Annotated in this window: 25 protein-coding genes; 24 read left to right on the forward strand and 1 reads right to left on the reverse strand. The window is 59.9% G+C overall.

Annotated features, from left to right (window positions below; genetic code table 11):
* The first annotated feature begins 2 nt into the window (after positions 1-2).
* From AACY02_RS02320 to recX, 24 genes are all read left to right on the forward strand, one after another.
* Positions 3-1,019, forward strand: a complete 1,017-nt coding sequence (locus tag AACY02_RS02320) for a phage late control D family protein (protein ID WP_339430580.1) — start codon at positions 3-5, stop codon at positions 1,017-1,019.
* A gap of 146 nt (positions 1,020-1,165) precedes the next feature.
* A complete protein-coding gene (locus AACY02_RS02325) occupies positions 1,166-1,750 on the forward strand; it encodes a phage tail terminator protein (RefSeq protein WP_339430581.1) in 585 nt (194 codons plus the stop codon).
* On the forward strand, positions 1,747-1,929 hold the full coding sequence (locus AACY02_RS02330; RefSeq protein WP_221732484.1) for a DUF2635 domain-containing protein: 183 nt from the start codon (positions 1,747-1,749) through the stop codon (positions 1,927-1,929). The genes AACY02_RS02325 and AACY02_RS02330 overlap by 4 nt, the downstream gene beginning before the upstream one ends.
* Positions 1,929-3,425, forward strand: coding sequence for a phage tail sheath subtilisin-like domain-containing protein (locus AACY02_RS02335; RefSeq protein WP_339430582.1), 1,497 nt, complete (start codon positions 1,929-1,931; stop codon positions 3,423-3,425). Before AACY02_RS02330 ends, AACY02_RS02335 begins: the two co-directional genes overlap by 1 nt.
* Positions 3,426-3,492: 67 nt before the next feature.
* Positions 3,493-3,840 carry a phage tail tube protein gene (locus tag AACY02_RS02340; protein WP_007908779.1) on the forward strand — a complete coding sequence of 116 codons (348 nt, stop codon included), beginning with the start codon at positions 3,493-3,495 and terminating at the stop codon, positions 3,838-3,840.
* On the forward strand, positions 3,837-4,133 hold the full coding sequence (locus tag AACY02_RS02345; protein WP_007908778.1) for a phage tail assembly protein: 297 nt from the start codon (positions 3,837-3,839) through the stop codon (positions 4,131-4,133). Before AACY02_RS02340 ends, AACY02_RS02345 begins: the two co-directional genes overlap by 4 nt.
* Positions 4,134-4,263: 130 nt before the next feature.
* Complete coding sequence (locus tag AACY02_RS02350) at positions 4,264-6,039, forward strand: phage tail protein (RefSeq protein ID WP_339430583.1); 1,776 nt, start codon at positions 4,264-4,266, stop codon at positions 6,037-6,039.
* A complete protein-coding gene (locus AACY02_RS02355; RefSeq protein ID WP_339430584.1) occupies positions 6,026-7,261 on the forward strand; it encodes a DNA circularization protein in 1,236 nt (411 codons plus the stop codon). The genes AACY02_RS02350 and AACY02_RS02355 overlap by 14 nt, the downstream gene beginning before the upstream one ends.
* A 3-nt stretch (positions 7,262-7,264) precedes the next feature.
* A complete protein-coding gene (locus AACY02_RS02360; RefSeq protein ID WP_339430585.1) occupies positions 7,265-8,308 on the forward strand; it encodes a phage baseplate assembly protein in 1,044 nt (347 codons plus the stop codon).
* Positions 8,309-8,364: 56 nt separating this feature from the next.
* The gene (locus AACY02_RS02365) at positions 8,365-8,874 is read left to right on the forward strand and encodes a phage baseplate assembly protein V (protein WP_221732489.1); all 510 of its coding nucleotides are present in this window, start codon (positions 8,365-8,367) and stop codon (positions 8,872-8,874) included.
* A complete protein-coding gene (locus AACY02_RS02370) occupies positions 8,874-9,272 on the forward strand; it encodes a phage GP46 family protein (RefSeq protein ID WP_221732523.1) in 399 nt (132 codons plus the stop codon). The genes AACY02_RS02365 and AACY02_RS02370 overlap by 1 nt, the downstream gene beginning before the upstream one ends.
* Entirely contained in the window at positions 9,262-10,308 is a 1,047-nt protein-coding gene (locus tag AACY02_RS02375; RefSeq protein ID WP_339430586.1) for a baseplate J/gp47 family protein, read from the forward strand. The genes AACY02_RS02370 and AACY02_RS02375 overlap by 11 nt, the downstream gene beginning before the upstream one ends.
* Complete coding sequence (locus AACY02_RS02380; RefSeq protein WP_339430587.1) at positions 10,296-10,895, forward strand: YmfQ family protein; 600 nt, start codon at positions 10,296-10,298, stop codon at positions 10,893-10,895. Before AACY02_RS02375 ends, AACY02_RS02380 begins: the two co-directional genes overlap by 13 nt.
* 14 nt (positions 10,896-10,909) lie before the next feature.
* Positions 10,910-11,791, forward strand: coding sequence for a gp53-like domain-containing protein (locus AACY02_RS02385; RefSeq protein ID WP_339430588.1), 882 nt, complete (start codon positions 10,910-10,912; stop codon positions 11,789-11,791).
* A 17-nt stretch (positions 11,792-11,808) separates the two neighbouring features.
* Positions 11,809-12,228 carry a tail fiber assembly protein gene (locus AACY02_RS02390; protein ID WP_339430589.1) on the forward strand — a complete coding sequence of 140 codons (420 nt, stop codon included), beginning with the start codon at positions 11,809-11,811 and terminating at the stop codon, positions 12,226-12,228.
* 70 nt (positions 12,229-12,298) lie between these two features.
* Positions 12,299-13,456: a phage tail protein gene (locus AACY02_RS02395; protein ID WP_339430590.1), complete on the forward strand. Its 1,158-nt coding sequence runs from the start codon at positions 12,299-12,301 to the stop codon at positions 13,454-13,456.
* The gene (locus AACY02_RS02400) at positions 13,453-13,968 is read left to right on the forward strand and encodes a phage tail protein (protein ID WP_339430591.1); all 516 of its coding nucleotides are present in this window, start codon (positions 13,453-13,455) and stop codon (positions 13,966-13,968) included. The genes AACY02_RS02395 and AACY02_RS02400 overlap by 4 nt, the downstream gene beginning before the upstream one ends.
* A gap of 137 nt (positions 13,969-14,105) precedes the next feature.
* Positions 14,106-14,999: a gp53-like domain-containing protein gene (locus tag AACY02_RS02405; protein ID WP_339430592.1), complete on the forward strand. Its 894-nt coding sequence runs from the start codon at positions 14,106-14,108 to the stop codon at positions 14,997-14,999.
* Positions 15,000-15,446 (forward strand): phage tail assembly chaperone, encoded by a 447-nt coding sequence (locus AACY02_RS02410; protein ID WP_339430593.1) that lies wholly within the window; start codon positions 15,000-15,002, stop codon positions 15,444-15,446.
* Between the two features lie 114 nt (positions 15,447-15,560).
* On the forward strand, positions 15,561-16,127 hold the full coding sequence (locus AACY02_RS02415; RefSeq protein WP_339430594.1) for a glycoside hydrolase family 19 protein: 567 nt from the start codon (positions 15,561-15,563) through the stop codon (positions 16,125-16,127).
* Positions 16,106-16,624 (forward strand): lysis system i-spanin subunit Rz, encoded by a 519-nt coding sequence (locus AACY02_RS02420; protein ID WP_339430595.1) that lies wholly within the window; start codon positions 16,106-16,108, stop codon positions 16,622-16,624. Before AACY02_RS02415 ends, AACY02_RS02420 begins: the two co-directional genes overlap by 22 nt.
* Before the next feature lie 68 nt (positions 16,625-16,692).
* Complete coding sequence (locus AACY02_RS02425) at positions 16,693-17,193, forward strand: CinA family protein (RefSeq protein WP_339430765.1); 501 nt, start codon at positions 16,693-16,695, stop codon at positions 17,191-17,193.
* Positions 17,194-17,276: 83 nt separating this feature from the next.
* Entirely contained in the window at positions 17,277-18,335 is a 1,059-nt protein-coding gene (gene recA / locus AACY02_RS02430; protein WP_339430596.1) for a recombinase RecA, read from the forward strand.
* A gap of 9 nt (positions 18,336-18,344) precedes the next feature.
* Positions 18,345-18,812 carry a recombination regulator RecX gene (gene recX / locus AACY02_RS02435; RefSeq protein WP_339430597.1) on the forward strand — a complete coding sequence of 156 codons (468 nt, stop codon included), beginning with the start codon at positions 18,345-18,347 and terminating at the stop codon, positions 18,810-18,812.
* A 55-nt stretch (positions 18,813-18,867) separates the two neighbouring features.
* On the opposite strand, the gene AACY02_RS02440 is transcribed toward recX, so the two are convergent.
* Positions 18,868-19,986 carry an LOG family protein gene (locus AACY02_RS02440; protein ID WP_339430598.1) on the reverse strand — a complete coding sequence of 373 codons (1,119 nt, stop codon included), beginning with the start codon at positions 19,984-19,986 and terminating at the stop codon, positions 18,868-18,870.
* Between the last annotated feature and the right edge of the window lie 337 nt (positions 19,987-20,323).

Here is a 20,323-nt window from a genome sequence, read left to right on the forward strand (position 1 = left end):
GCATGGCACAGGGATTTACACCGGCGATCGAAATCTACGGGGCCAACCATGCCCTGCTGAACCAGCGCCTGATCAGTTGGGAACACATTGATGCCGCCGGGATGGAGTCCGATCAGCTGACACTGGTGATCGACCTGGAAGGCCTTGAAGGCTTGCCGACCCTGGGCGGAAAAATCGGCCTGCGGGTTGGCTATCTGGAGTCCGGGCTGGTCGAAAAGGGCCAGTTCAAGGTGACTCGACTGACCCCGACGCTGTTCCCGTTACGCTTGACACTGGTGGCTACCGCAGCGCCTTTCAGCGGCAAGGATGAGACCCGATTCAAGGAACGGCGCACAGCCAGTCATGGCCCGACAACCCTGGGCGGACTGTTTCGCGAACTGGTCTCGCCGCACGGTTTTTCGCCGCGCGTCGATCCAGAGCTGGCGCTGATCCGGATTGCTCATGTTGATCAGTCGAACGAAACCGATATGAGCTTTATCACACGACTGGCAAAGAAGTACGACGCGGTGGCCAAACCGTTCAACGACCTCTACGTGCTGGCGAAACCGGCGCAGCTCAAAAACCTCTCGGGCCAGGTGATACCTGACGTCAGGCTGTCGGTGACCAGCAACAATCGACCGGGGGATCACGCCTTCATCAGCGCCACACTGGAAGAGACGGCCCGTACTCAGAATCAGGGTTGCAAGACCTGCTTCTGGGACATCGCCGCCGGCAAACTGCGCGAGGTGATAACCGGTTCCGAGCCCTACAAGGTCATTCGCCAGAAACAGGCCAGTGAAGAAGAAGCCAAAGCCATCGGCGAAGCCGAAGTGCGCAAGATGCTGCGCGAGAAATACAAGCTGAAGGTTACCTGCCCAGGCGATCCGCTGCTGGCCGCCGAAGGCCTGTTGGTGCTCGATGACACCTGGCCGGACTTCATGCGCGGTCGCTGGTCGATCAAAAAGGTCACCGCCAGCGGCAAGCGCGAGGAAAGCTATCGCTGCTTGATCGAGGCAAGCGGCCTCGACGCCAAGACCTGATCCCCGCACAAACTCAAAGTGGGAGCGGGCTGCTCGCGAAAGCGTTGTGTCAGTCGCCATCGATGTTGAATGCGCCGTCCCCTTCGCGAGCAAGCCCGCTCCCACATGGGGGCCTGCGGTAATTCCCTTCATTCTGGAACACCACCATGAAGATCACCCCGATCCTCACGCAGTTGCGTGCGCAATGCCCTGGCCTTGCCAATCACATTGCGGTGGGCGTGGATCTGGCCTTGCTGCAAGGCAACGCCGATCTGCCGACACCTTCGGCCCACGTCACACCGCTGGCCGATCTGGCCAGTAACAGCACCGCCCAAAACCTCACCACCCAACCGATCCGCGACCGCTTCGACATCGTTCTGGTGCTTGACGCCAGCGACGCTACAAAAGCGCTGGATCTGTTGCACGACCTGCGTGCCGAACTGTGGCGCGCATTGGTGGGGTTCAAGCCGGAAAAAGACTACAGCGCCATCGTTTATGACGGCGGCGAGATGGTGTCGATCAACAGCAGCCGCGTCTTTTACCGGCTGCGCTTTTTTGCCGAGTTCCAGCTTGGCCGCAATCTGCCAAGTCAGCCTGCGGAAAGTTGGCACGAACGTGAACTGGACGGTTTGTCGTCCTTTACCGGGGCCACCGTGCGGGTCGATGCGATCGACCCCGCTGATCCCAACCTGAAACGCCCGGGCCCCGATGGGCGCGTGGAACTGACTTTCTCTGGAGACGTAACCCCATGAGCAATCGCATCACCGTAGTGCCGGCCGCTGGCCGTGCCGTGCCAGACCCGGAGGCGGGCGATCTGCTGCCTCTTGAAGGCCGTGAAGTGCTGGACAGCGCCTGGTGGCGCCGACGTCTGACCGACGGCGATATCACACTCAAAACCGCAAAAGCGGCTAAACCACAGGGAGCCAAATAATGGCGATCGGATTCAGCAACATCCCCGCGGACATTCGTGTACCGCTGTTCTATGCCGAAATGGACAACTCGGCCGCCAATAGCGCGACCTCGGCCATGCGCCGTCTGATCGTGGCCCAGGTCAATGACAACATCGCGCCGACCGAAGTCGGCAAACTGGTTTTGGTCTCCAGCGTCGCGCTGGCGAAAAGCATCGGCGGCCAAGGTTCGATGCTCGCCTCGATGTACGAGACCTTCCGCAAGGCTGACCCGATCGGCGAGATCTGGTGCCTGCCACTGCACAACGTTGAAGGCGCTATCGCCAAAGGTGTGTTGACCCTGACCGGCACCGCGACTCAGGCTGGCGTGCTCAACCTGTACGTCGGTGGTGTGCGTGTGCAAGCCACCGTGGTCAACGGTGCCACGGCGGCACAAGCGGCCACTGCGCTGGCGCAGAAAATCAATGCCACCGCCGATCTGCCGGTCAGCGCTGCGGCTGTTGAAGGTGTAGTGACCCTGTCCGCGAAATGGACTGGCGACAGCGGCAACGACATCAGCCTGCAATTCAATCGCCTGGGCAAGAGCAACGGCGAAGAAACCCCGGCTGGCCTGACCACCGCGATTACCGCCATGACCGGCGGCGTCGGTGTACCGGATCAGGTCGCTGCGGTCGCGGCGCTGGGCGATGAGCCGTTCGAATTCATCGCGCTGCCGTGGTCGGATCTGTCGACCCTCAACACCTGGCAAGCGGTCATGGATGACAGCACCGGTCGCTGGTCTTGGGCCAAGCAACTGTTCGGTCACGTCTACAGCGCCAAGCGCGGCACCGTTGGCACGCTGGTCGCCGCAGGCCAGGCCCGCAACGACCAGCACATGACCATTCAGGCGCTGGAGCCGGGCGTACCGCAACCGGTTTGGGTTCAAGCCGCCGCACTGGCCGCACGCACGTCGGTGTTCATCTCCGCCGACGCCAGCCGTCCGACCCAGAGCGGCAGCCTGCCGGGTGTCGATCCGGCGCCGGCGAGCGAGCGTTTCACCCTGACCGAGCGTCAGTCGCTGCTCAACTACGGCATCGCCACCGCTTACTACGAAGGCGGTTACGTGCGCATCCAGCGTTCGATCACCACGTACCAGAAGAACGCTTACGGCCAGGCCGACAACTCCTACCTGGACAGCGAAACCATGCACCAGTCGGCGTTCATCGTGCGTCGTCTGCAAAGCGTGATCACCAGCAAATACGGTCGCCACAAACTGGCCTCCGACGGCACCCGCTTCGGCGCCGGCCAGCCAATCGTTACCCCGAGCACCATTCGCGGTGAGCTGATTGCCCAGTACGCCAAGCTCGAACTGGAAGGCCACGTCGAGAACGCCGAGCTGTTCGCCGAGCACCTGATCGTCGAGCGTGACGTGCAGGACCCGAGCCGCGTGAACGTGCTGTTCCCGCCGGATTACATCAACGGTCTGCGCGTGTTCGCACTGCTCAACCAATTCCGTCTGCAGTACGACGACGCGGCTTGATAACCGCGTTTAGCGTCAAGCATTCAGCCCACCTCGCGTGGGCTTTTTTATTGAAGGGAGTAACACCATGGGTCAACTGATTGCAGGCACCTGCTACGTCAAGGTCGACGGCGCGCAACTGACTATCAATGGCGGCTGCGAAGCCCCGCTGATGGCGGTCAAACGCGAAACCGTCGTACCCGGCTTCTACAAGGAAACCGACATCGCGCCGTCGTTCAAAGTGACCGCGCTGCACACCGCCGACTTCCCGCTGAAGAAGCTGATCGAAGGCACGGACATCACCGTCACCTGCGAATTCAGCAACGGCAAAGTCTACGTGCTGGCGGGTGCGTACCTGGTCGAAGAACCCGTTTCCAAGGGCGATGACGCCACCATCGAACTGAAATTCGAAGGCATCAAGGGGACCTGGCAATGAGCGGCGCCGTGAAGCTTCAAGTTGCGATCGAAGCTCACGGCGAGCCCCTGACCGAACTCGTCCTGCGCCGTCCGACGGTGCAGGAAGTGCGAGCGATCAAGGCGCTGCCGTACAAGATCGACAAGAGCGAAGAGGTCAGCCTCGACATGGACGTCGCGGCCAAATACATCGCCGTGTGCGCCGGCATTCCGCCGTCGTCGGTCAACCAGTTGGATCTGGCTGACCTCAACGCGCTGAGTTGGGCCGTTGCGAGTTTTTTCATGAGTGCGGCGTCGGCGCCATCACCGACCTGATCGCCGTCGCCTATGACCTGGCCTGGTTCTGGAAGGTTGACCCCGAACAGATGATGGCCAGGCCACTGGATGTGCTCCGCGAATCGCTGGAGCACGCGCAACGGATCAACGCGATGCAGCAGGTGCAGTGATGGCAGACACAGATAGCAACCCCAAAACATCGGTGCTGATTACCGGCATCGATGAGTTGTCGCCCAAACTCGGCGCCCTGCGAGTGAAAGTCGATAGCTTCAAGAAAAACCTCGAACAGACCGGCCTCGGCAAACTGGACATCAGCGGGCTGTTCAAGGGCGGCAGCGTGATCACGCCGTTCGTGGACGGCATCAAGTCGGCGGCGGCGTTTCAGGGCAAATTGACCGAAGTCAGCGAGGCGGCGAAAACCGTCGACCTGCCCGCCGCACCGAAAGTGGCTGCGCAGAACATGAACGTGTTCAGTGCGGCGATGGAGAAGGTCTCGGCTGCCGTGGATGCGGCACTGGTGCCGGCAGTGGGGGCGTTGGTGGTCGGGCTGGAACCGATGCTGAACCAGGTCAGCAGCCTGCTCGCCGACAACCCGAAACTGGTCGAAGGCCTGGCGGCGGGGGCGATTGCCTTCTCTGCCATGCAAACCGCCGTCACCGGTATGACCCAGGTCATGGACGTCATGAGCATGGTGCTCAAGACCAATCCGATCATGTTGATCGCGATGGGCATCGCGTTGGCGGCCGGTTTGATTTATGCCAACTGGACGCCGATCAGCGCTTTTTTCAAGGGCATGTGGGAGGGCGTGAAAAACATCGGTGTGAGTGCGATGGCGACGTTGCGCTCGATCCTTGACTGGCGACCGCTGGATGCACTGGCGGCGCTGTGGTCCCCGATTGCGGGATTCTTCTCGGGCATCTGGGACAAGGTCAAAACCGTCACCGCGCCGGTGATCGACTTTTTCAAATCGGTGTTCTCGTGGACGCCCGCCGGCATGATCCTGGAAAACTGGGCGCCGCTGACCGGTCTGTTTTCGGCGATCTGGGAATTGCTCAAGGCCTTGAGTGTGCCGGTGATGGCGCTCCTCAAGGGGCTGTTCGACTGGACACCGTTGGGGATGATCATCAACAACTGGGGGGCGATCACCGGGTTCTTTGCCTCGATCTGGACGGCGCTGCAACCGGCGGCACAAGCCATCAAGGACTTCTTCGGCACGTTGTTCGACTATTCCCCTCTGGGGATGATCGTCAACAACTGGGGCAGTATCGTGGCCTTCTTCGAACCGGTCTGGGCCGCATTGCAAACTTCGGCTCAGCAGATCAAAAGCTTCTTCCAGAGCCTGTTCGAGTGGTCGCCGCTGGAACAAATTGCGACGTACTGGCAGCCGATCAGCGAAGTATTTTCGGCGCTGTGGGGTGTGGTGCAGGCGCTGGCTGCGCCGGTACTGGAGTTTCTGCACAACATGTTCGAATGGACGCCGTTGGGGCAGATCATCAAGAACTGGGGGCCGATCACCGAGTGGTTCGGCGAGTTGTGGCAAAAGCTGCAAACCGTCATTGCGCCGATCAAGGAGTTGTTCGACGGTGGTTTCGCCGGGTTGATCGCCAAGGTCACCGGCAAGGTCGAAACCTTGACTCAGGCGCAACAGCAGACCAATGCAGAAGGCAAGGGGGAACTGGCGCCGGCGTTCTTTGGCGCAAGCCCTCAAACGTCGTCCAACGGTGTGTTGCAGGGCGGTTCGCTGCCACAAACCTCCAGCGCCCTGATCCAGCAAAGCGCCGCCAACAACCGTACGCAACTCGAAGGCGGCCTGACCGTGCGCTTCGAAAATGCGCCGGCGGGGCTGCGCACCGATCAACCGCAAACCAATCAACCGGGCCTGGCGCTGTCTTCGCGCATTGGCTATCGCTCGCTGTCGGCAGGAGGTTCCAATGAACTGGCGTGACCGTTTGTTGCCGGCATCGTTTCGCGGTGTCGGGTTCTGGATCGATCAGGCGAAAACCCCGGTCGGTCGCAAAGGTCAGTTGCATGAGTATCCGCAGCGTGACCTGCCGTTTTTCGAGGACCTTGGTCAGCAGGCAAAGACCCACGATCTGACGGCGTTCATCATCGGCCCTGACTGCCTTGAGCAGCGTGACAAGCTGCTCAAGGCGCTGGAGGCGGGCAGCGGTGAGCTGGTGCACCCGTGGCTCGGCCGCCTGCAAGTCAAGGTCGGCGAATGCGACATGACCCACACCCGCCAGGACGGCGGGTTGGTGACTTTCGCGTTGAAGTTTTACCCCGATAAACCGCTGCCTTTTCCGACCGCCACCGTCAGCACCCAGAAAGTGCTGCTGGCCAAAGCCGACACACTGTTGGGTTCGGCAGTGGCGCGTTTCGAACAGGCCATGACTCTGATCAAGGCTGCGCGGATCGGCATCGCGAATCTGCGCAACAGCCTCACCGGGGTGTACGAGGTGATCAAGGAACAGCTCAAACCGCTGATCGAGCAATACCGGCAGATCACCGAACTGGTCAAAGCGGTCAAGGAATTGCCCAAGGAAGTGGCGACCGAGTTCAAGGGCTTGCTTGGTGATATCAAAGAACTCAAGGCATTCGCGAAGGAAGGCTACCGTGGCGTGATTGCCGACGTGTCCCAACAACTCGAAGCCATCCGCAAGGCTGATGCGCCGAAGATCACCACCGGCAAGGACACCAACGCGGCGGCGCAAGCCATGGCCGATCTGGTGCAGGACACCCTGCTGGTGAAAGTGGCGCAATGGGTGGCGTCGATGCCGATAGCGACCCCTGCGGTGAAATTGTCATCGACACCGTCGGTGGCTCAGCAGGCGGATCAACCGGTGACCCGTCAGGAAGTACCGGTGACCGATGAGATGAAAGCGCTGCAGAAGGCAATCGGGGCGGCCATTGATCCGATGCTGGACAAGGCCGACCCCAAGCATCACCAGGCAATCAATGATGTGAAGGAAGCGCTGATCGCGCATCTCAAGGCTGTGGCGTCATCCGGTGTGCGACAGATCAGTAAATCGTTCCAGGAAAGCCTGCCGGCGCTGGTCGTGGCCTACAAGCAATTTGCCGATGCTACCCGGGTGACTCAAGTGACTCAGAGCAATGCGATGAACCATCCGGGCTTTTCACCTAACGACGTGAACGTGTCCAGGGAGTAAGCCATGAGCGAGATGGATAACCGCGTCACGCTGACGGTCAATAACATGGAATACGGCGGCTGGAAAAGCGTGGAAATCAGCGCTGATCTGGAGCGCCAGTTCCGCACTTTCAAACTCGACATCACCTGGCAATGGCCAGGGCAGACGGTGGATCAGCGGATCAAACCGGGCGACCCGTGCGAAGTGAGAATCGGCCAGGATCTGGTGCTCACCGGTTACGTGTTCAAGGCACCGATTCGTTATGACGGCCGGCAGATCAGCCTGAGTATCGAGGGCAGTTCCAAGACTCAGGACCTGGTCGATTGCGCCGCCACCAACCGGCCCAATCAATGGCAGGAGCAACCGCTACTGAGCATCGTGCAGGCACTGGCGATGGAGTATTCGCTGATGGTCGTCAACGAAATCCCCGAGACCGCACGGTTGACCAAACACACGATCGTGCCGGGAGAAACAGTCTTTCAGTCGATCGACCGTTTGCTCTCGTTGTTGCGGGTGTTTTCCACCGATGACGAGCAGGGCCGGTTGGTGTTGGCCAAGCCTGGCAGTGGCGGGCGCGCTAGCGATGCGCTGGAGTTGGGCAAGAATATTTTGTCGGCCAATGCAGCGATGGATCAAAGCCAGGTGTTCTCCGAATACCGAGTGATCGGCCAGCAGAAAGGCTCGGACAACAAGAGCGGGGCGGCGGTCAGCGAAGTTGAATCCACGGCGGCCGACCTGACCTTCAAGCGGCGGCGTACCACGATTATTAACGAGGGCACGGCGCTGACTTTCGAGCTGGCCCAGCAACGGGCCCAATGGGAGAGCGCCACCCGCATGGGCCGCGCGCAGTCCACCACTTATCAAGTGCAGGGATGGCGCCAGTCCAACGGTGATCTGTGGCGTCATAACACGCTGGTGAAGGTCAAGGATCCGGTGCTCGATTTCGATGGCGACATGCTGATCTCCAAAGTGACGTATTCGCTGTCGGCGCAGGGCTCGGTGACGACCCTGCAAGTGGCGCCGCCGCATACTTTCGATCCCGATCCAATCCCCCCGAAAAAAACCTGAGCCTGACACCCGCCCCCACGTTTGTCCGTGTCGGGGCTGCTCTTTGAGGACAATTCATGAGCCTACTGACACGCCTGCTGGCGCGCGGCACTGTCGTGCTCGCCCATTCGGCATCCAAGCTGCAATCGCTGCAAATGCGCCTCACCGCTGGCGAAGTGAACGATGACATGGAGCACTTCGAACCTTACGGCTTTACCAGTAACCCACTGGCCGGCGCTGAAGGTGTTGTCACGTTTATCGGCGGTGACCGTTCACACGCCATCGCCCTGGTGATCGCCGACCGCCGTTATCGCCTGCAATCGCTGGCCTCCGGTGAAGTGGCGATCTACACCGACGAAGGCGACAAGATTCACTTCAAGCGTGGCCGGATCATCGATATCGAAACCGCCACCCTGAACATCCGCGCCACGACCGCTGTGAATTTCGATACGCCGGTGATCAACCAGACCGGCAAGATCGTTTCCAGCGGCGACCAACTGGCTGGCGGCATCAGCCAGATCAAACATGTGCACGTCGGTGTACAGGCCGGCAACGGCCAGACCGGTGCACCGGCAGGAGGCCAATGATGTTGATCAGCCAGAACCTCCACGCCGCGCTGACCCGCGCCGTGCTTATCAGCCTGTTCACCTGGCGCCGTGCCGCCGATGACGACGCCCTCGACGACGACGAACGTTACGGCTGGTGGGGCGACACATTTCCCACCGTCGCCGACGACCGCATCGGTTCGCGATTGTGGCTGTTGCGCCGGGTCAAGCTGACCCGCCAGACCCAGATGGACGCCGAATTCTATGCCCGCGAAGCCCTGCAATGGCTGATCGACGACGGCCATTGCAGCGCCATCGACATCATCAGCGAACGCCTCGACGCCCAGCGCCTGAACCTGCGCACGGTCCTGACCCTGGCCGACGGCGAACGTCTGGACATCAACCCCGATAACAGTTGGCAGGTGATCTATGCCGTTTGAAACCCCTTCGCTGCCGGTGCTGATCAAGCGCACCCAAAGCGACCTGGCCGGCGATTCGCTGCGCCAGTCCGATGCGCAAGTGCTGGCCCGTGCCCTCGGCGGCGCCGCTTATGGCCTGTACGGTTACCTCGACTGGATTGCCGAGCAGATCCTGCCGGACAAGGCCGATGAATCGACCCTGGAACGCATCGCCGCATTGCGCCTGAATCAGCCGCGCAAACCTGCGCAAGTGGCCACCGGCAGTGTGAGTTTTACTGCGACGGCCGGTGCTGTTCTGGACGCCGACACACTGCTGCAATCAAGCGATGGTCGCACCTACAAAGTGACGACCGCGCGCACCACGGTGAATGGCAGCAACAGCACCACCATCGCCGCACTCGACGCCGGTAGCCTGGGCAATGCCGACGCGGGTCTGGCGCTGACACCGGTGCAACCGATTGCCGGCGTGGTCGGCAACAGTTTCGTGGTGCTGGCGCCGGGTCTCAGCGGCGGCGTGGCGCGGGAAAGTCTGGAATCGCTGCGCTCGCGGGTGATTCGCTCTTACCGCGTGATTCCCCATGGCGGCTCGGCCAGTGACTACGAGACGTGGGCGCTGGAAGTGCCGGGCGTGACGCGCGCATGGTGCCGGGGTGGTTTGCTCGGGCCGGGCACGGTAACGGTGTTCATCATGCGTGATGAAGATCCGCAACCGGTGCCCAACGACGAGCAACTGGCCGAGGTTCAGGACTACATCGAACCGCTGCGCCCGGTGACCGCCGAGGTCCATGTGCAGCGACCGATCCAGGTGCCGGTGGTCTATCGCTTCAAGAGCGTCAACCCGGACACCACCGCTGTGCGCGCCGCCGTCGAAGCGCAACTGCGCGACCTGCACAACCGTGAGGCCGATCTGGGTGTGCCGTTGCTGATCAGCCATATCCGCGAAGCCATCAGCAGTGCCGGCGGTGAATACGATCACACGTTGACCGCGCCGGCCGCTGATGTACCGGCCGGTCAAAGCGAATTGCTGACCTTCGGAGGTTGCGTATGGGGGGCATAAGAACCGCCGCGCAATATCAGGCGCAACTGCGCGCCCTGCTGCCGAGCGGCCCGGCATGGGACCCGGAGCATGTGCCGGAACTCGAAGAAGTGCTGCAAGGCGTCGCCGTCGAACTGGCCCGCCTCGACGCCCGCGCCGCCGACCTGCTCAACGAGATGGACCCGGCAGGCGTCAGCGAACTGGTGCCGGACTGGGAGCGGGTGATGGACCTGCCCGACCCGTGCCTGGGCGCCACGCCACTGTTCGACGACCGCCGCCTCGCCGTGCGCCGCCGCTTGCTCGCGGTCGGCAGCCAGGCCGTCGGCTACTACCTCGAAATCGCCAAAAGCCAGGGCTACCCCAACGCCAGCATCACCGAACACGAAGCCCCACGCATGGGCCGTGCGCGCTTCGGTGCCGCGCATTGGGGCACGTGGGAAGCGCAGTTCATGTGGACGCTCAACACCGGCGGACGGCTGTTGCTCGGCCGGCGATTCGGCGCGAGCTACTGGGGCGAGCGCTTCGGCGTCAACCCAGGCTCGGCACTGGAATGCCTGATCCACCGCAGCGCACCGGCGCATACCAAGGTGCACATTAATTATGACTAGGGAGGAATGAAGGGATGGATTATCCGAAAAGCATGCCCGGTGTCGGTTTGGTCAACAGTCGTTTTGTCGATGAAAATCCCGTCACCGGAACCCCCGGATCGCTGATTCCTGCGGAGTGGGGCAATGCCCTTACCGAAGAGGTGCTGGCAGTTATCAAAGCGGCGGGTATCGAACCGACCGAAGGCTTGAACACCCAACTGCTCGAGGCCATCCGTGGCAAAAAGCTGTTTGAAACGCCGCCACAATTCGATGTCAGTCAGAAAGTCGCGACGACGGAGTTTGTGCAGCGCGCACTCGGCAGTCTGGCGGGGCAGACCAATTACGTGGGTGATGTTTCGTTGACGGTCGCTGACGTCGGCAAACTCTCGATCTTCACCAGCCCAGGTACGGTGACCCTGCCGGAATGGTCAACTGTGCCTGCGGGAGGCTTGGTGTCGCTGGTCGCAGGTTCCGGTGGTTTGAACGTGAAAGTCAGGAGTGGCGAGAGTCTGGGCACCGCCAGCGCTGGTGCACCGGATAACACGTTGTCATTTGTCGGTGGCAGCTACGTTACTTTTCGCCGGCTTCTGCTCGGTGGTGGCTGGGGCCTGGATTCTGGTGATGGTGCGCTCAAGTACTCGCCAGCGTTTACCGCTTCCTTGAACACTGCAGGCGGTTATCAGCGTTTGCCCAGTGGCCTGATCCTGCAATGGGGAATGGCCACGGGCGGCGCACTCAGCGAAACCATTACCTATCCGATTGCCTTTCCCAAAAGCGTGCTCTTCCTGTCGGGCGGCGATATTTCGCCAGGATTCGCTGATCTGCGCTTCTCTCTGTTCAGACTCTCGCAAAGCCAGTTTCAGCGCTTCTCCAATGCTGACCCTGGCGGCTGGAACTGGTTCGCCATCGGCTTCTGAAATCAACGGTGAATGAAATGAAGTACATTGATTTTGATGCCCAGGGCGAACTGCTCGGGCGCTATGACTCGGCGATTCACACGCAGATGCCTGCCACTGCTGTAGAAATCTCCGATGAGCTGTTCCTGCGCACGATCGAGGAACGCGATGGCATCTGGAAGTGGACCGACGGCAAGGTCACCAAACATGCATTGCCCAACGCATCGCTGCTGGTTGAAAGCGAACAGCGAGCATCTGCCCTGGCTCGGCGTGACGAGCTGCTGGCTGAAGCCGATCAGCAGACCGTCGGTATGGCCGACGCCTACATTGCAGGATTGCTGGATGCCGAAGACATGCAGCGGTTCAAGGCGTATGCCTCCTACAAACTGGCGCTCAACAAGATCGACAGGCAGCCAGGTTATCCGCAGAACGTCGACTGGCCAGTGCTGCCGGCTTGATGCTCTTTCTGACATGAAGCCTGCAAAACAGCTTCGTAAACAGTCACCCAGAATAACGGGAGGTCCCCGCGTGGATTATCCAAACAGTGTGCCCAGCGCCGGATTGGTGAATGGGAAGTTCGTTGATGAAAACCTGATGACCGGAACGCCCGGATCGCTGATTCCGGCGGATTGGGGGAATGGGGTCACGCAGGAAATTCTCAACGTAATCAATGCCGGGGGGCTAACCCCCGACGAGAAAAAATACGATCAGTTGTTGCAGGCGATTCAATCGGTGACGGCCAAGGGCTGGAATCAGGATCTGGCGTTGCCGCTATCGGCTTTGCCTTTGCCAACCGTTGCCACGGCGGATGCCCGGTTAACCATCACGCCAGCCGCCGTATCGAGCAGTGGCGGGCGAGTGTCCGTACCGGCGGGCGTATACGTCAGCCTTGGTCAGGAAGTGGTGGCGGGTCAGTTGGGGCGTTCACGTACTTTCACTACCCAGGCCTGGAGCAGTGCAGATCTGCTGCCCAGCTCGAGCTACTTCTTGCGGGCGCAGGTGGTGGGTGGTGTGCTGAGTTTCTATACCCAGCGCGGTACGATTTACGACGTGATACCCGAGACGCTGAAAGGTGTGGCCAACGGCGCTGCCGGCGGCGGTTTTCAGAGTTCGGTGTTGGACATGTGTCTGGCCTGGGTCGTCACCGGCGCGCCAGGCTCCATGCCGACAGTGCGTGCGATTTACAACCGTGCACGCTTGACCTGGACTCAGACCGTCAACGGCACGGGTGCAGTGTTTCTGCCCCTAGACCCGCATGCGCGTGCTGCGCGGCTTGTGGTAGGCAATCCGACGCCGTCATCGACAGCCGTAACGAGCGTCGCGTTTCCGGCGACTGGATGGGCCGGGGGCAACTATAGCTATCTGTCACCGGTATCGACGGGTGTATCCAATAATGCGGGAGGCTGGAACCCGGCTACTGTGCAACCGTGCGTGATATTCACCAACAACATCGTCTACGACGTCACGGTCTCGACGCTGACCGCCAGTTTTGATCATGCCAATTTGCGCTCGCTCTGGCAGTCCTATCAGGCTGAGCACAATCTGGGGCAATCCAATGCTGACAGTGATGAATTGCTACTCAGCATGGGGATCAAGAGCCATCCGCTAACCGACTATACCGCCGGCATCGCGATCAATTTCGGGGACGCTGTGAACGTCCAATTGCAGTGGGAACTGATTCGATGATCGTCATTCAGGAACTCCATCAGATTGACGGCGAGTTGCGCCTTCCTCAACCCTCCGCTGCCCATGACTGGGACGGTGAGAAATGGGTATTGAACGACGATAAACAGGCTGCGCTGGACATGCAGGAAGCTGAACGCTTGTGTGCCAAAGTCGACGCCGCCGCTGACGGCGCCCGTACCGCTCTGGCTGGTGACCCGCTCAAAGCCATGGAGTACGCCCAGGCTGCCGCCGATGCTCAGGCCTATCAGGACGCCGGTTACCCGAAAAAGGAAGTGCCGCTGTCGGTCGCTGCGTGGGTTGCCAAAGGACGCAGCGCCAAACAGGCCGCCGAGCAGATTTTGAGCAAGGCCTATCAACTGACCGACCATCTGCTGGCGCTGCGTACGCTGCGCCTGAAGGCCAAAGCGCAAATTCGCGCGCAGGCTGCCAAGGGCAACATGGATCTGGCGCGTAGCGCTGGTGATGAAGCTTTGATCGCCATTCGCGAATCGGCCAGCGGCCTTTCCAGCTAAGCCTAAAGCCTTCTTTCAGCGTCACCCAAGCCCACTTCGTTGTGGGCTTTTATTTTCTGAAAACAGAGCGTGAACAGGTAGGCGAAGATCGCTTTGCCGATGCCAGTCATTTGTGACTTCAAAGGAACGAATATTCTATGGATTATCCAAAAAGTGTCCCCAGCGCCGGGCTGGTGGATGGCAAGTTTGTTGATGAAGACCCGCTGAGCGGCAAACCGGGATCGTTGATTCCGGCGAGTTGGGGCAATGGCGTCACCCAGGAAATTCTGGGGGTTGTACAAGCAGGTGGGTTGACGCCGAGTGAAGTGTCCAACAGGCAATTGCTGGGTGCACTTCGCAGTACTCAGTTGTTCAAGACTGCCGCGCCTTTCGATGTCAGTCGTTCGGCGGCGACATGCGAATTTGTCCAGCGGGCGCTTGGCAATTATGCGGGGGCGCGCGACATCACGGTCACTACGCAACTGACTCTCGCTGATCTGGGCTGGTCGTTGGGTCTGGGCGGTAATTCGCCATACACCGTGACCTTGCCGAACATCGACACGGTTCCAATTGGCGCAGCCATCGCACTTCATTGCCGCAGCAACGCTCCCGTCACCATTACTCACCCTGGCGCAGCAAAAATAAGCCCGCAAGGGGCTTTATTGAATTCGATTGTGATCAACAGTGGCGAGAGCGCCACCCTCGTCAGGGAAAGTGGAGCCTGGGCTGTTCACGGGACGGCGAGCCTTAAATATGCCGCGCTGTTTTCCGGTTTGGTGGGTAATCCCGGATATCAGAAGCACGCCAGTGGAAACATTGATCAATGGGGACTCGGCACTACAGATGCCAACGGGGAAATTTGGGTCAACTTTCCTATTGCCTTCCCGAATACTTTTTTCTCGTGTGTCGCCAGCCATGTCGGCGGTGATGGCGCCATGGTGATTGTCGTCGGCGGCACCGCCACCAAACTAGGTGTTCGCTTGAAAGTGCGCAACGCGATCAATCAGGTCGCGGCTGGTTGGACCGTGTTTTATTTTGCCAAGGGATATTAAATGAATACATTCAACGTTTTGTTCAGCGCCAGTACCCGAGGGGTATATGTACCGGGTATCAACTCATCGGACATTCCGGACGACGTCATTGAAATTCCTCAGGCCTATTGGATCTCGCTGCTCCAGCAATTGGCGGTCACTTCCAAAGTCATTGGCGTGCATGTGGAAACCGGTTATCCGGTCGCGATCGATCCGCCACCGCCTTCGGTAGAAAAGGCGGCAGAGGCAGAGCGCGATTGGCGTACCTCACAACTGGCGGCCACCGATGGCTTGGTCGTGCGCGATCGCGATGAATTGGAGGACGGCGGTGGCACCACGTTGACCACCGGTCAATATGCCGAACTGCAAACCTATCGGCGCGAGTTGCGCGACTGGCCGCAAGGCTCTTATTTCCCGTTGAGCGAGCATCGTCCAGTAGCGCCGCGGTGGTTGGTAACGGCACTGTGAGTCCACTTTATTCCACGAGGATGCGGGCGCGGAAAACTCCGGAAAGAAATGGCTGGCACGCGTGGGCCATCGGCCATGGTTCAATCGCAGGACATCCAGGGAGGATCAAGCATTATGCAAATAACTGAAAGCAACCTTATCGACATCATGCCCAACGCCCGCTCCCAAGCGGGCGTTTTTGTTTCTGCACTCAACAGCGCCGTGGCGCGCCGTCATATCGACTCGCCCAAACGCGTCGCGGCGTTCCTTGCGCAAGTCGGTCACGAGTCCGGGCAATTGCGCTATGTGCGCGAACTGGGCAACAACCAATACCTGAGCAAATACGACACCGGCACGCTCGCCCTGCGTCTGGGCAACACACCTGAGGCTGACGGCGACGGGCAAAAATACCGAGGACGCGGGTTGATTCAGATTACCGGCCGTTCGAATTACCGTCAGTGCAGCCTCGGCCTGTTCGGCGATGAACGTCTGTTGTCCCTGCCCGAACTGCTCGAACAGCCACAATGGGCCGTCGAGTCTGCGGCATGGTTCTGGGAACAGAACGGCTTGAACGAACTGGCCGATCGCGATCAGTTCAACACCATCACCCGGCGCATCAACGGCGGGTTGAACGGCCTGCAGGATCGCTTGGAAATCTGGGCGCGGGCGAGGGCGGTGCTATGCCAATCCCCTGGCGAGTGATTGGCATTGTGTTGCTGGCCGCTGCTGCTTTTGCCGCGGCCTGGCAGTTTCAAGACTGGCGTTACGGTCGGCAGTTGGCCGAGCAGGCTCGGTTAAACGCCGAAACGCTCAATCAACAGACCACGGCCGCCGCCACCGCACAACAGGCCGAACAGGATAAACGTCTGGCGCTGGAGCAACGCCTTGCGGCCAGTGAACAAACCCACTATCGAGCCATGAGCGATGCCCAACGTGATCAGGATCGCCTGCGCGATCGTCTTGCCACTGCTGATCTGCGCCTGTCAGTCCTTCTCGACACCGGCGACGTTGCCCAAGGCTGCCGGGTGCCAGCCACCGCCGGTACCGGCAGCGTGGATCATGCAACCGTACGCGCCCGACTTGACCCGGCGCATGCTCAACGAATTGTCGCCATCACCGACACCGGCGACCGCGGACTGATTGCCTTGCAGGCCTGTCAGGCCTATGTCAGAGCATTGGCGCCTGAACATTTTGAATGAGTCTGTGTATTGAAAGCGCAACCGGCTCGTGTACGGTGGTACGCATTCCACACGATCCGGAGAGCACCTTGAAAGAGATCACTCAATTGGCCGCCGAGCTGGGCCGACGTCTGCAAGTGCTCAATGCCCACGTCACCACGGCCGAATCCTGCACCGGCGGCGGCATCGCCGAAGCCATCACACGGATACCGGGCAGCTCGGCGTGGTTCGAGGCCGGCTATGTGACCTACTCCAATCGCCAGAAAACCCGGCAACTGAATGTGCCGGCCGAGTTGTTCGAAACGGTGGGAGCGGTCAGTCGTGAAGTGGTTGAGGCCATGGTGTGCGGCGCCCAGGACAAAAGCCTGGCGCGGTTCGCCGTGGCCGTCAGCGGTGTGGCCGGCCCCGACGGCGGTACACCGAACAAGCCTGTGGGCACGGTGTGGCTGGCGTGGGGCGTCGGCGACGCGGTTTGCAGCGAGGTTCAGCACTTTGCCGGTAACCGCGATGAAGTCCGCCGACAAACGGTGAAGGCCGCGCTAGAGGGGCTCCTGCGACTAGCGGCAAGAGAAATCGAAAATCAGGGGTAGGCGATCCACGAACGCTGTGGAATAATACTGGCTACTTATACAGGTGTTGGCCGTCAGGCCTTATTGATTACGTGAGGACTTTAATGGACGACAACAAGAAGAAAGCCTTGGCTGCGGCCCTGGGTCAGATCGAACGTCAATTCGGCAAGGGTGCCGTAATGCGTATGGGCGATCAGGACCGTCAGGCGATCCCATCCATCTCCACTGGCTCTCTGGGTCTGGACATTGCACTCGGCATTGGCGGCCTGCCAAAAGGCCGTATCGTTGAAATCTACGGTCCTGAATCTTCCGGTAAAACCACACTGACGCTGTCCGTGATCGCCCAGGCTCAAAAAGCCGGCGCGACCTGCGCATTCGTCGACGCCGAACACGCACTCGACCCTGAGTACGCCGGCAAACTGGGCGTCAATGTCGACGACCTGCTGGTTTCCCAGCCGGACACCGGCGAACAGGCCCTGGAAATCACCGACATGCTGGTGCGCTCCAACGCTGTTGACGTGATCATCGTCGACTCCGTGGCGGCATTGGTGCCTAAGGCTGAAATCGAAGGCGAAATGGGCGACATGCACGTCGGCCTGCAAGCCCGTTTGATGTCGCAGGCGCTGCGTAAAATCACCGGTAACATCAAGAACGCCAACTGCCTGGTCATCTTCATCAACCAGATCCGTATGAAGATCGGCGTGATGTTTGGTAGCCCGGAAACCACCACCGGTGGTAATGCGTTGAAGTTCTACGCATCGGTCCGTCTCGACATCCGCCGTACTGGTGCAGTGAAAGAAGGCGACGAAGTGGTGGGTAGCGAAACCCGCGTCAAGGTTGTGAAGAACAAGGTGGCTTCGCCGTTCCGTCAGGCCGAGTTCCAGATTCTTTACGGCAAGGGCATCTACCTCAATGGCGAGATGATCGACCTGGGTGTGCTGCACGGTTTCGTCGAGAAGTCCGGCGCCTGGTATGCCTATGAAGGCACCAAGATCGGTCAGGGCAAGGCCAACTCGGCCAAGTTCCTCGCGGACAATCCTGAAATCGCCACCAAGCTCGAGAAACAACTGCGTGACAAGCTGCTGGCCCCCGTAGCAGACGTCAAGGCTTCGCTGGCCAAGGACAAGGTTGACGATATGGCCGAGGCCGATGTCGACGTTTGAAGCCTTTGAATGACACTTGTACTCGATACCCTCGTCGCGGTGCGGCGAACCGCCATGGACCTGCTCGCACGTCGTGAGCACGGTCGAGTCGAGCTGACGCGTAAACTGCGTCAGCGCGGCGCTCCGGCGGAGATGATCGAAACAGCCCTGGACCGTTTGACGGAAGAAGGGCTGCTTTCGGAGTCTCGTTACCTTGAAAGCTTTGTTTCCTACCGCGCCCGTTCCGGTTATGGCCCTCTGCGAATCCGTGAGGAACTGAGCCAGCGCGGTTTGCAACGTGCCGATATCGAACTCGCCTTACGCGAAAGTGGTATCAGTTGGCAGGAACAACTTCGGGACACGTGGCAGCGAAAGTTCTCCGGGCATCTGCCGATTGATGCCAAAGAGCGGGCCAAACAAGGTCGGTTCCTGGCGTATCGGGGCTTCTCGATGGAGATGATCAACCGCTTGTTCAGCGGCAGAGGGATGGACGATTAAAACGGTTAAACAAAAACGGCCCGCTATGAAAATAGCGGGCCGTTTTTTTTTGCCTTCAAATTACCTTCGAAGGCTCTCGGTTGCGTTGCGCGGTTTGCGGTTTGGAATGGGCCCAGTTTTCCGGCAAGTTGATGTAGTCCACCAGCTCCCTTAAGCGTCCGTGATTGCGGGCATTGAAGGCGAATGCCAATCGCGTCAGGTGGCTGAACTGTGCCTCGTCGTGTTCCTCACCATTGAAAGTGTGTTGATGGAACTGGTCGCTCAAACACAAATCGGCAAAGGCTTCCTGCAGATGCGCCAGTGCCTGATCGCTGAGCTTGTGGTTCATGCGGATCACGAATTGGCGCTTGAGCCAGCGGCTGGAGTGGAAGTTGCTGTAAAACTGGTTGATTTCTTCTACTGCCTCCTCGACCGAGTAGACCAGCCGCATCAGTTTCATGTCGGTCGACAGGATGTAGTGGTTGTCCGCCAGTTGCTGGTGGATGAAATCCATCGCACCCTGCCAGAAGGTGCCCCCTGGTGCATCCAGCAGTATCACCGGTACCAGTGGGCTTTTACCGGTCTGAATCAGCGTCAGCACTTCCAGTGCTTCATCCAGCGTGCCGAAGCCGCCAGGGCACAGCACCAGTGCATCGGCTTCCTTGACGAAGAACAGCTTTCGGGTGAAGAAGAAGTGGAAGGGCAACAGATTGCCGGTGCCGCCCACGGTGGGATTGGCATGCTGCTCGAAGGGCAGGTTGATGTTGAAGCCCAGGCTGTGATCGCGACCTGCCCCCTCATGCGCGGCGGCCATGATGCCGCCACCTGCCCCGGTGATGACCATCATTTCCGAGCGCACCAGCGCTGCACCGAGTTCCCGGGCCATGGCGTACAGGGGATGCTCGACCGGCGTGCGCGCCGAGCCGAAGACGGTGACTTTGCGTCGGCCCTTGAATTGCTCCAGCACCCGAAACGCCTCCTCCAGCTCGCGCAGGGCTTGCAGGGTGATCTTGGCATTCCATCGATTGTGATCTTCCTGAGCCATACGCAGCACGGTCAGGATCATGTCGCGATAGATAGGGATATTGGGGCTATTGGGTGAAACGCGGTTGAGTTGTTCTTCGACCTTGATGACGAGGTCAGGGCCGCTTTCCTGAAAATGACGGCTTAAGAGGTCATTCGGTTGGTAAGGCATTCAACGTCTCCTTCTGCACAGAGCTTGTGGCCCTGACGAGCGGCGTCAGTGCCGCGCTGCAAAAACACACAGTCGGCAGTTCCTTTTCTGCCGTTAACAAGTGATCGGGAATACTCTGAATCTAGACCCTTGTGCGCGATTGCGCCGACTCGATCATTGCGCCGCACGTCCAGACTGGCAATCGCTGATTGATTTTTACGCGATGACAGCACCGCTCGTCCGAACGTGCGCCGAGCGGCAAACCCTCTGATTAACTGATTTACAGGCACCGTACGACAACGTTGCGTCAACGACAGTACGCAAGGTGCGCGCTATTGAAGGATTTGCGGTTGGCAAG

It is taken from the genome of Pseudomonas sp. EA_65y_Pfl2_P78 (assembly GCF_963970495.1).
Classification (GTDB): Bacteria; Pseudomonadota; Gammaproteobacteria; order Pseudomonadales; family Pseudomonadaceae; genus Aquipseudomonas; species Aquipseudomonas baetica_A.

Coding starts and splice junctions, on each gene's coding strand:
- AACY02_RS02320 (WP_339430580.1), top strand. CDS start 3: ATGGCACAGGGATTTACACCGGCGATCGAAATCTACGGGGCCAACCAT.
- AACY02_RS02325 (WP_339430581.1), top strand. CDS start 1,166: ATGAAGATCACCCCGATCCTCACGCAGTTGCGTGCGCAATGCCCTGGC.
- AACY02_RS02330 (WP_221732484.1), top strand. CDS start 1,747: ATGAGCAATCGCATCACCGTAGTGCCGGCCGCTGGCCGTGCCGTGCCA.
- AACY02_RS02335 (WP_339430582.1), top strand. CDS start 1,929: ATGGCGATCGGATTCAGCAACATCCCCGCGGACATTCGTGTACCGCTG.
- AACY02_RS02340 (WP_007908779.1), top strand. CDS start 3,493: ATGGGTCAACTGATTGCAGGCACCTGCTACGTCAAGGTCGACGGCGCG.
- AACY02_RS02345 (WP_007908778.1), top strand. CDS start 3,837: ATGAGCGGCGCCGTGAAGCTTCAAGTTGCGATCGAAGCTCACGGCGAG.
- AACY02_RS02350 (WP_339430583.1), top strand. CDS start 4,264: ATGGCAGACACAGATAGCAACCCCAAAACATCGGTGCTGATTACCGGC.
- AACY02_RS02355 (WP_339430584.1), top strand. CDS start 6,026: ATGAACTGGCGTGACCGTTTGTTGCCGGCATCGTTTCGCGGTGTCGGG.
- AACY02_RS02360 (WP_339430585.1), top strand. CDS start 7,265: ATGAGCGAGATGGATAACCGCGTCACGCTGACGGTCAATAACATGGAA.
- AACY02_RS02365 (WP_221732489.1), top strand. CDS start 8,365: ATGAGCCTACTGACACGCCTGCTGGCGCGCGGCACTGTCGTGCTCGCC.
- AACY02_RS02370 (WP_221732523.1), top strand. CDS start 8,874: ATGTTGATCAGCCAGAACCTCCACGCCGCGCTGACCCGCGCCGTGCTT.
- AACY02_RS02375 (WP_339430586.1), top strand. CDS start 9,262: ATGCCGTTTGAAACCCCTTCGCTGCCGGTGCTGATCAAGCGCACCCAA.
- AACY02_RS02380 (WP_339430587.1), top strand. CDS start 10,296: ATGGGGGGCATAAGAACCGCCGCGCAATATCAGGCGCAACTGCGCGCC.
- AACY02_RS02385 (WP_339430588.1), top strand. CDS start 10,910: ATGGATTATCCGAAAAGCATGCCCGGTGTCGGTTTGGTCAACAGTCGT.
- AACY02_RS02390 (WP_339430589.1), top strand. CDS start 11,809: ATGAAGTACATTGATTTTGATGCCCAGGGCGAACTGCTCGGGCGCTAT.
- AACY02_RS02400 (WP_339430591.1), top strand. CDS start 13,453: ATGATCGTCATTCAGGAACTCCATCAGATTGACGGCGAGTTGCGCCTT.
- AACY02_RS02405 (WP_339430592.1), top strand. CDS start 14,106: ATGGATTATCCAAAAAGTGTCCCCAGCGCCGGGCTGGTGGATGGCAAG.
- AACY02_RS02410 (WP_339430593.1), top strand. CDS start 15,000: ATGAATACATTCAACGTTTTGTTCAGCGCCAGTACCCGAGGGGTATAT.
- AACY02_RS02415 (WP_339430594.1), top strand. CDS start 15,561: ATGCAAATAACTGAAAGCAACCTTATCGACATCATGCCCAACGCCCGC.
- AACY02_RS02420 (WP_339430595.1), top strand. CDS start 16,106: ATGCCAATCCCCTGGCGAGTGATTGGCATTGTGTTGCTGGCCGCTGCT.
- recA (WP_339430596.1), top strand. CDS start 17,277: ATGGACGACAACAAGAAGAAAGCCTTGGCTGCGGCCCTGGGTCAGATC.
- recX (WP_339430597.1), top strand. CDS start 18,345: ATGACACTTGTACTCGATACCCTCGTCGCGGTGCGGCGAACCGCCATG.
- AACY02_RS02440 (WP_339430598.1), bottom strand. CDS start 19,986: ATGCCTTACCAACCGAATGACCTCTTAAGCCGTCATTTTCAGGAAAGC.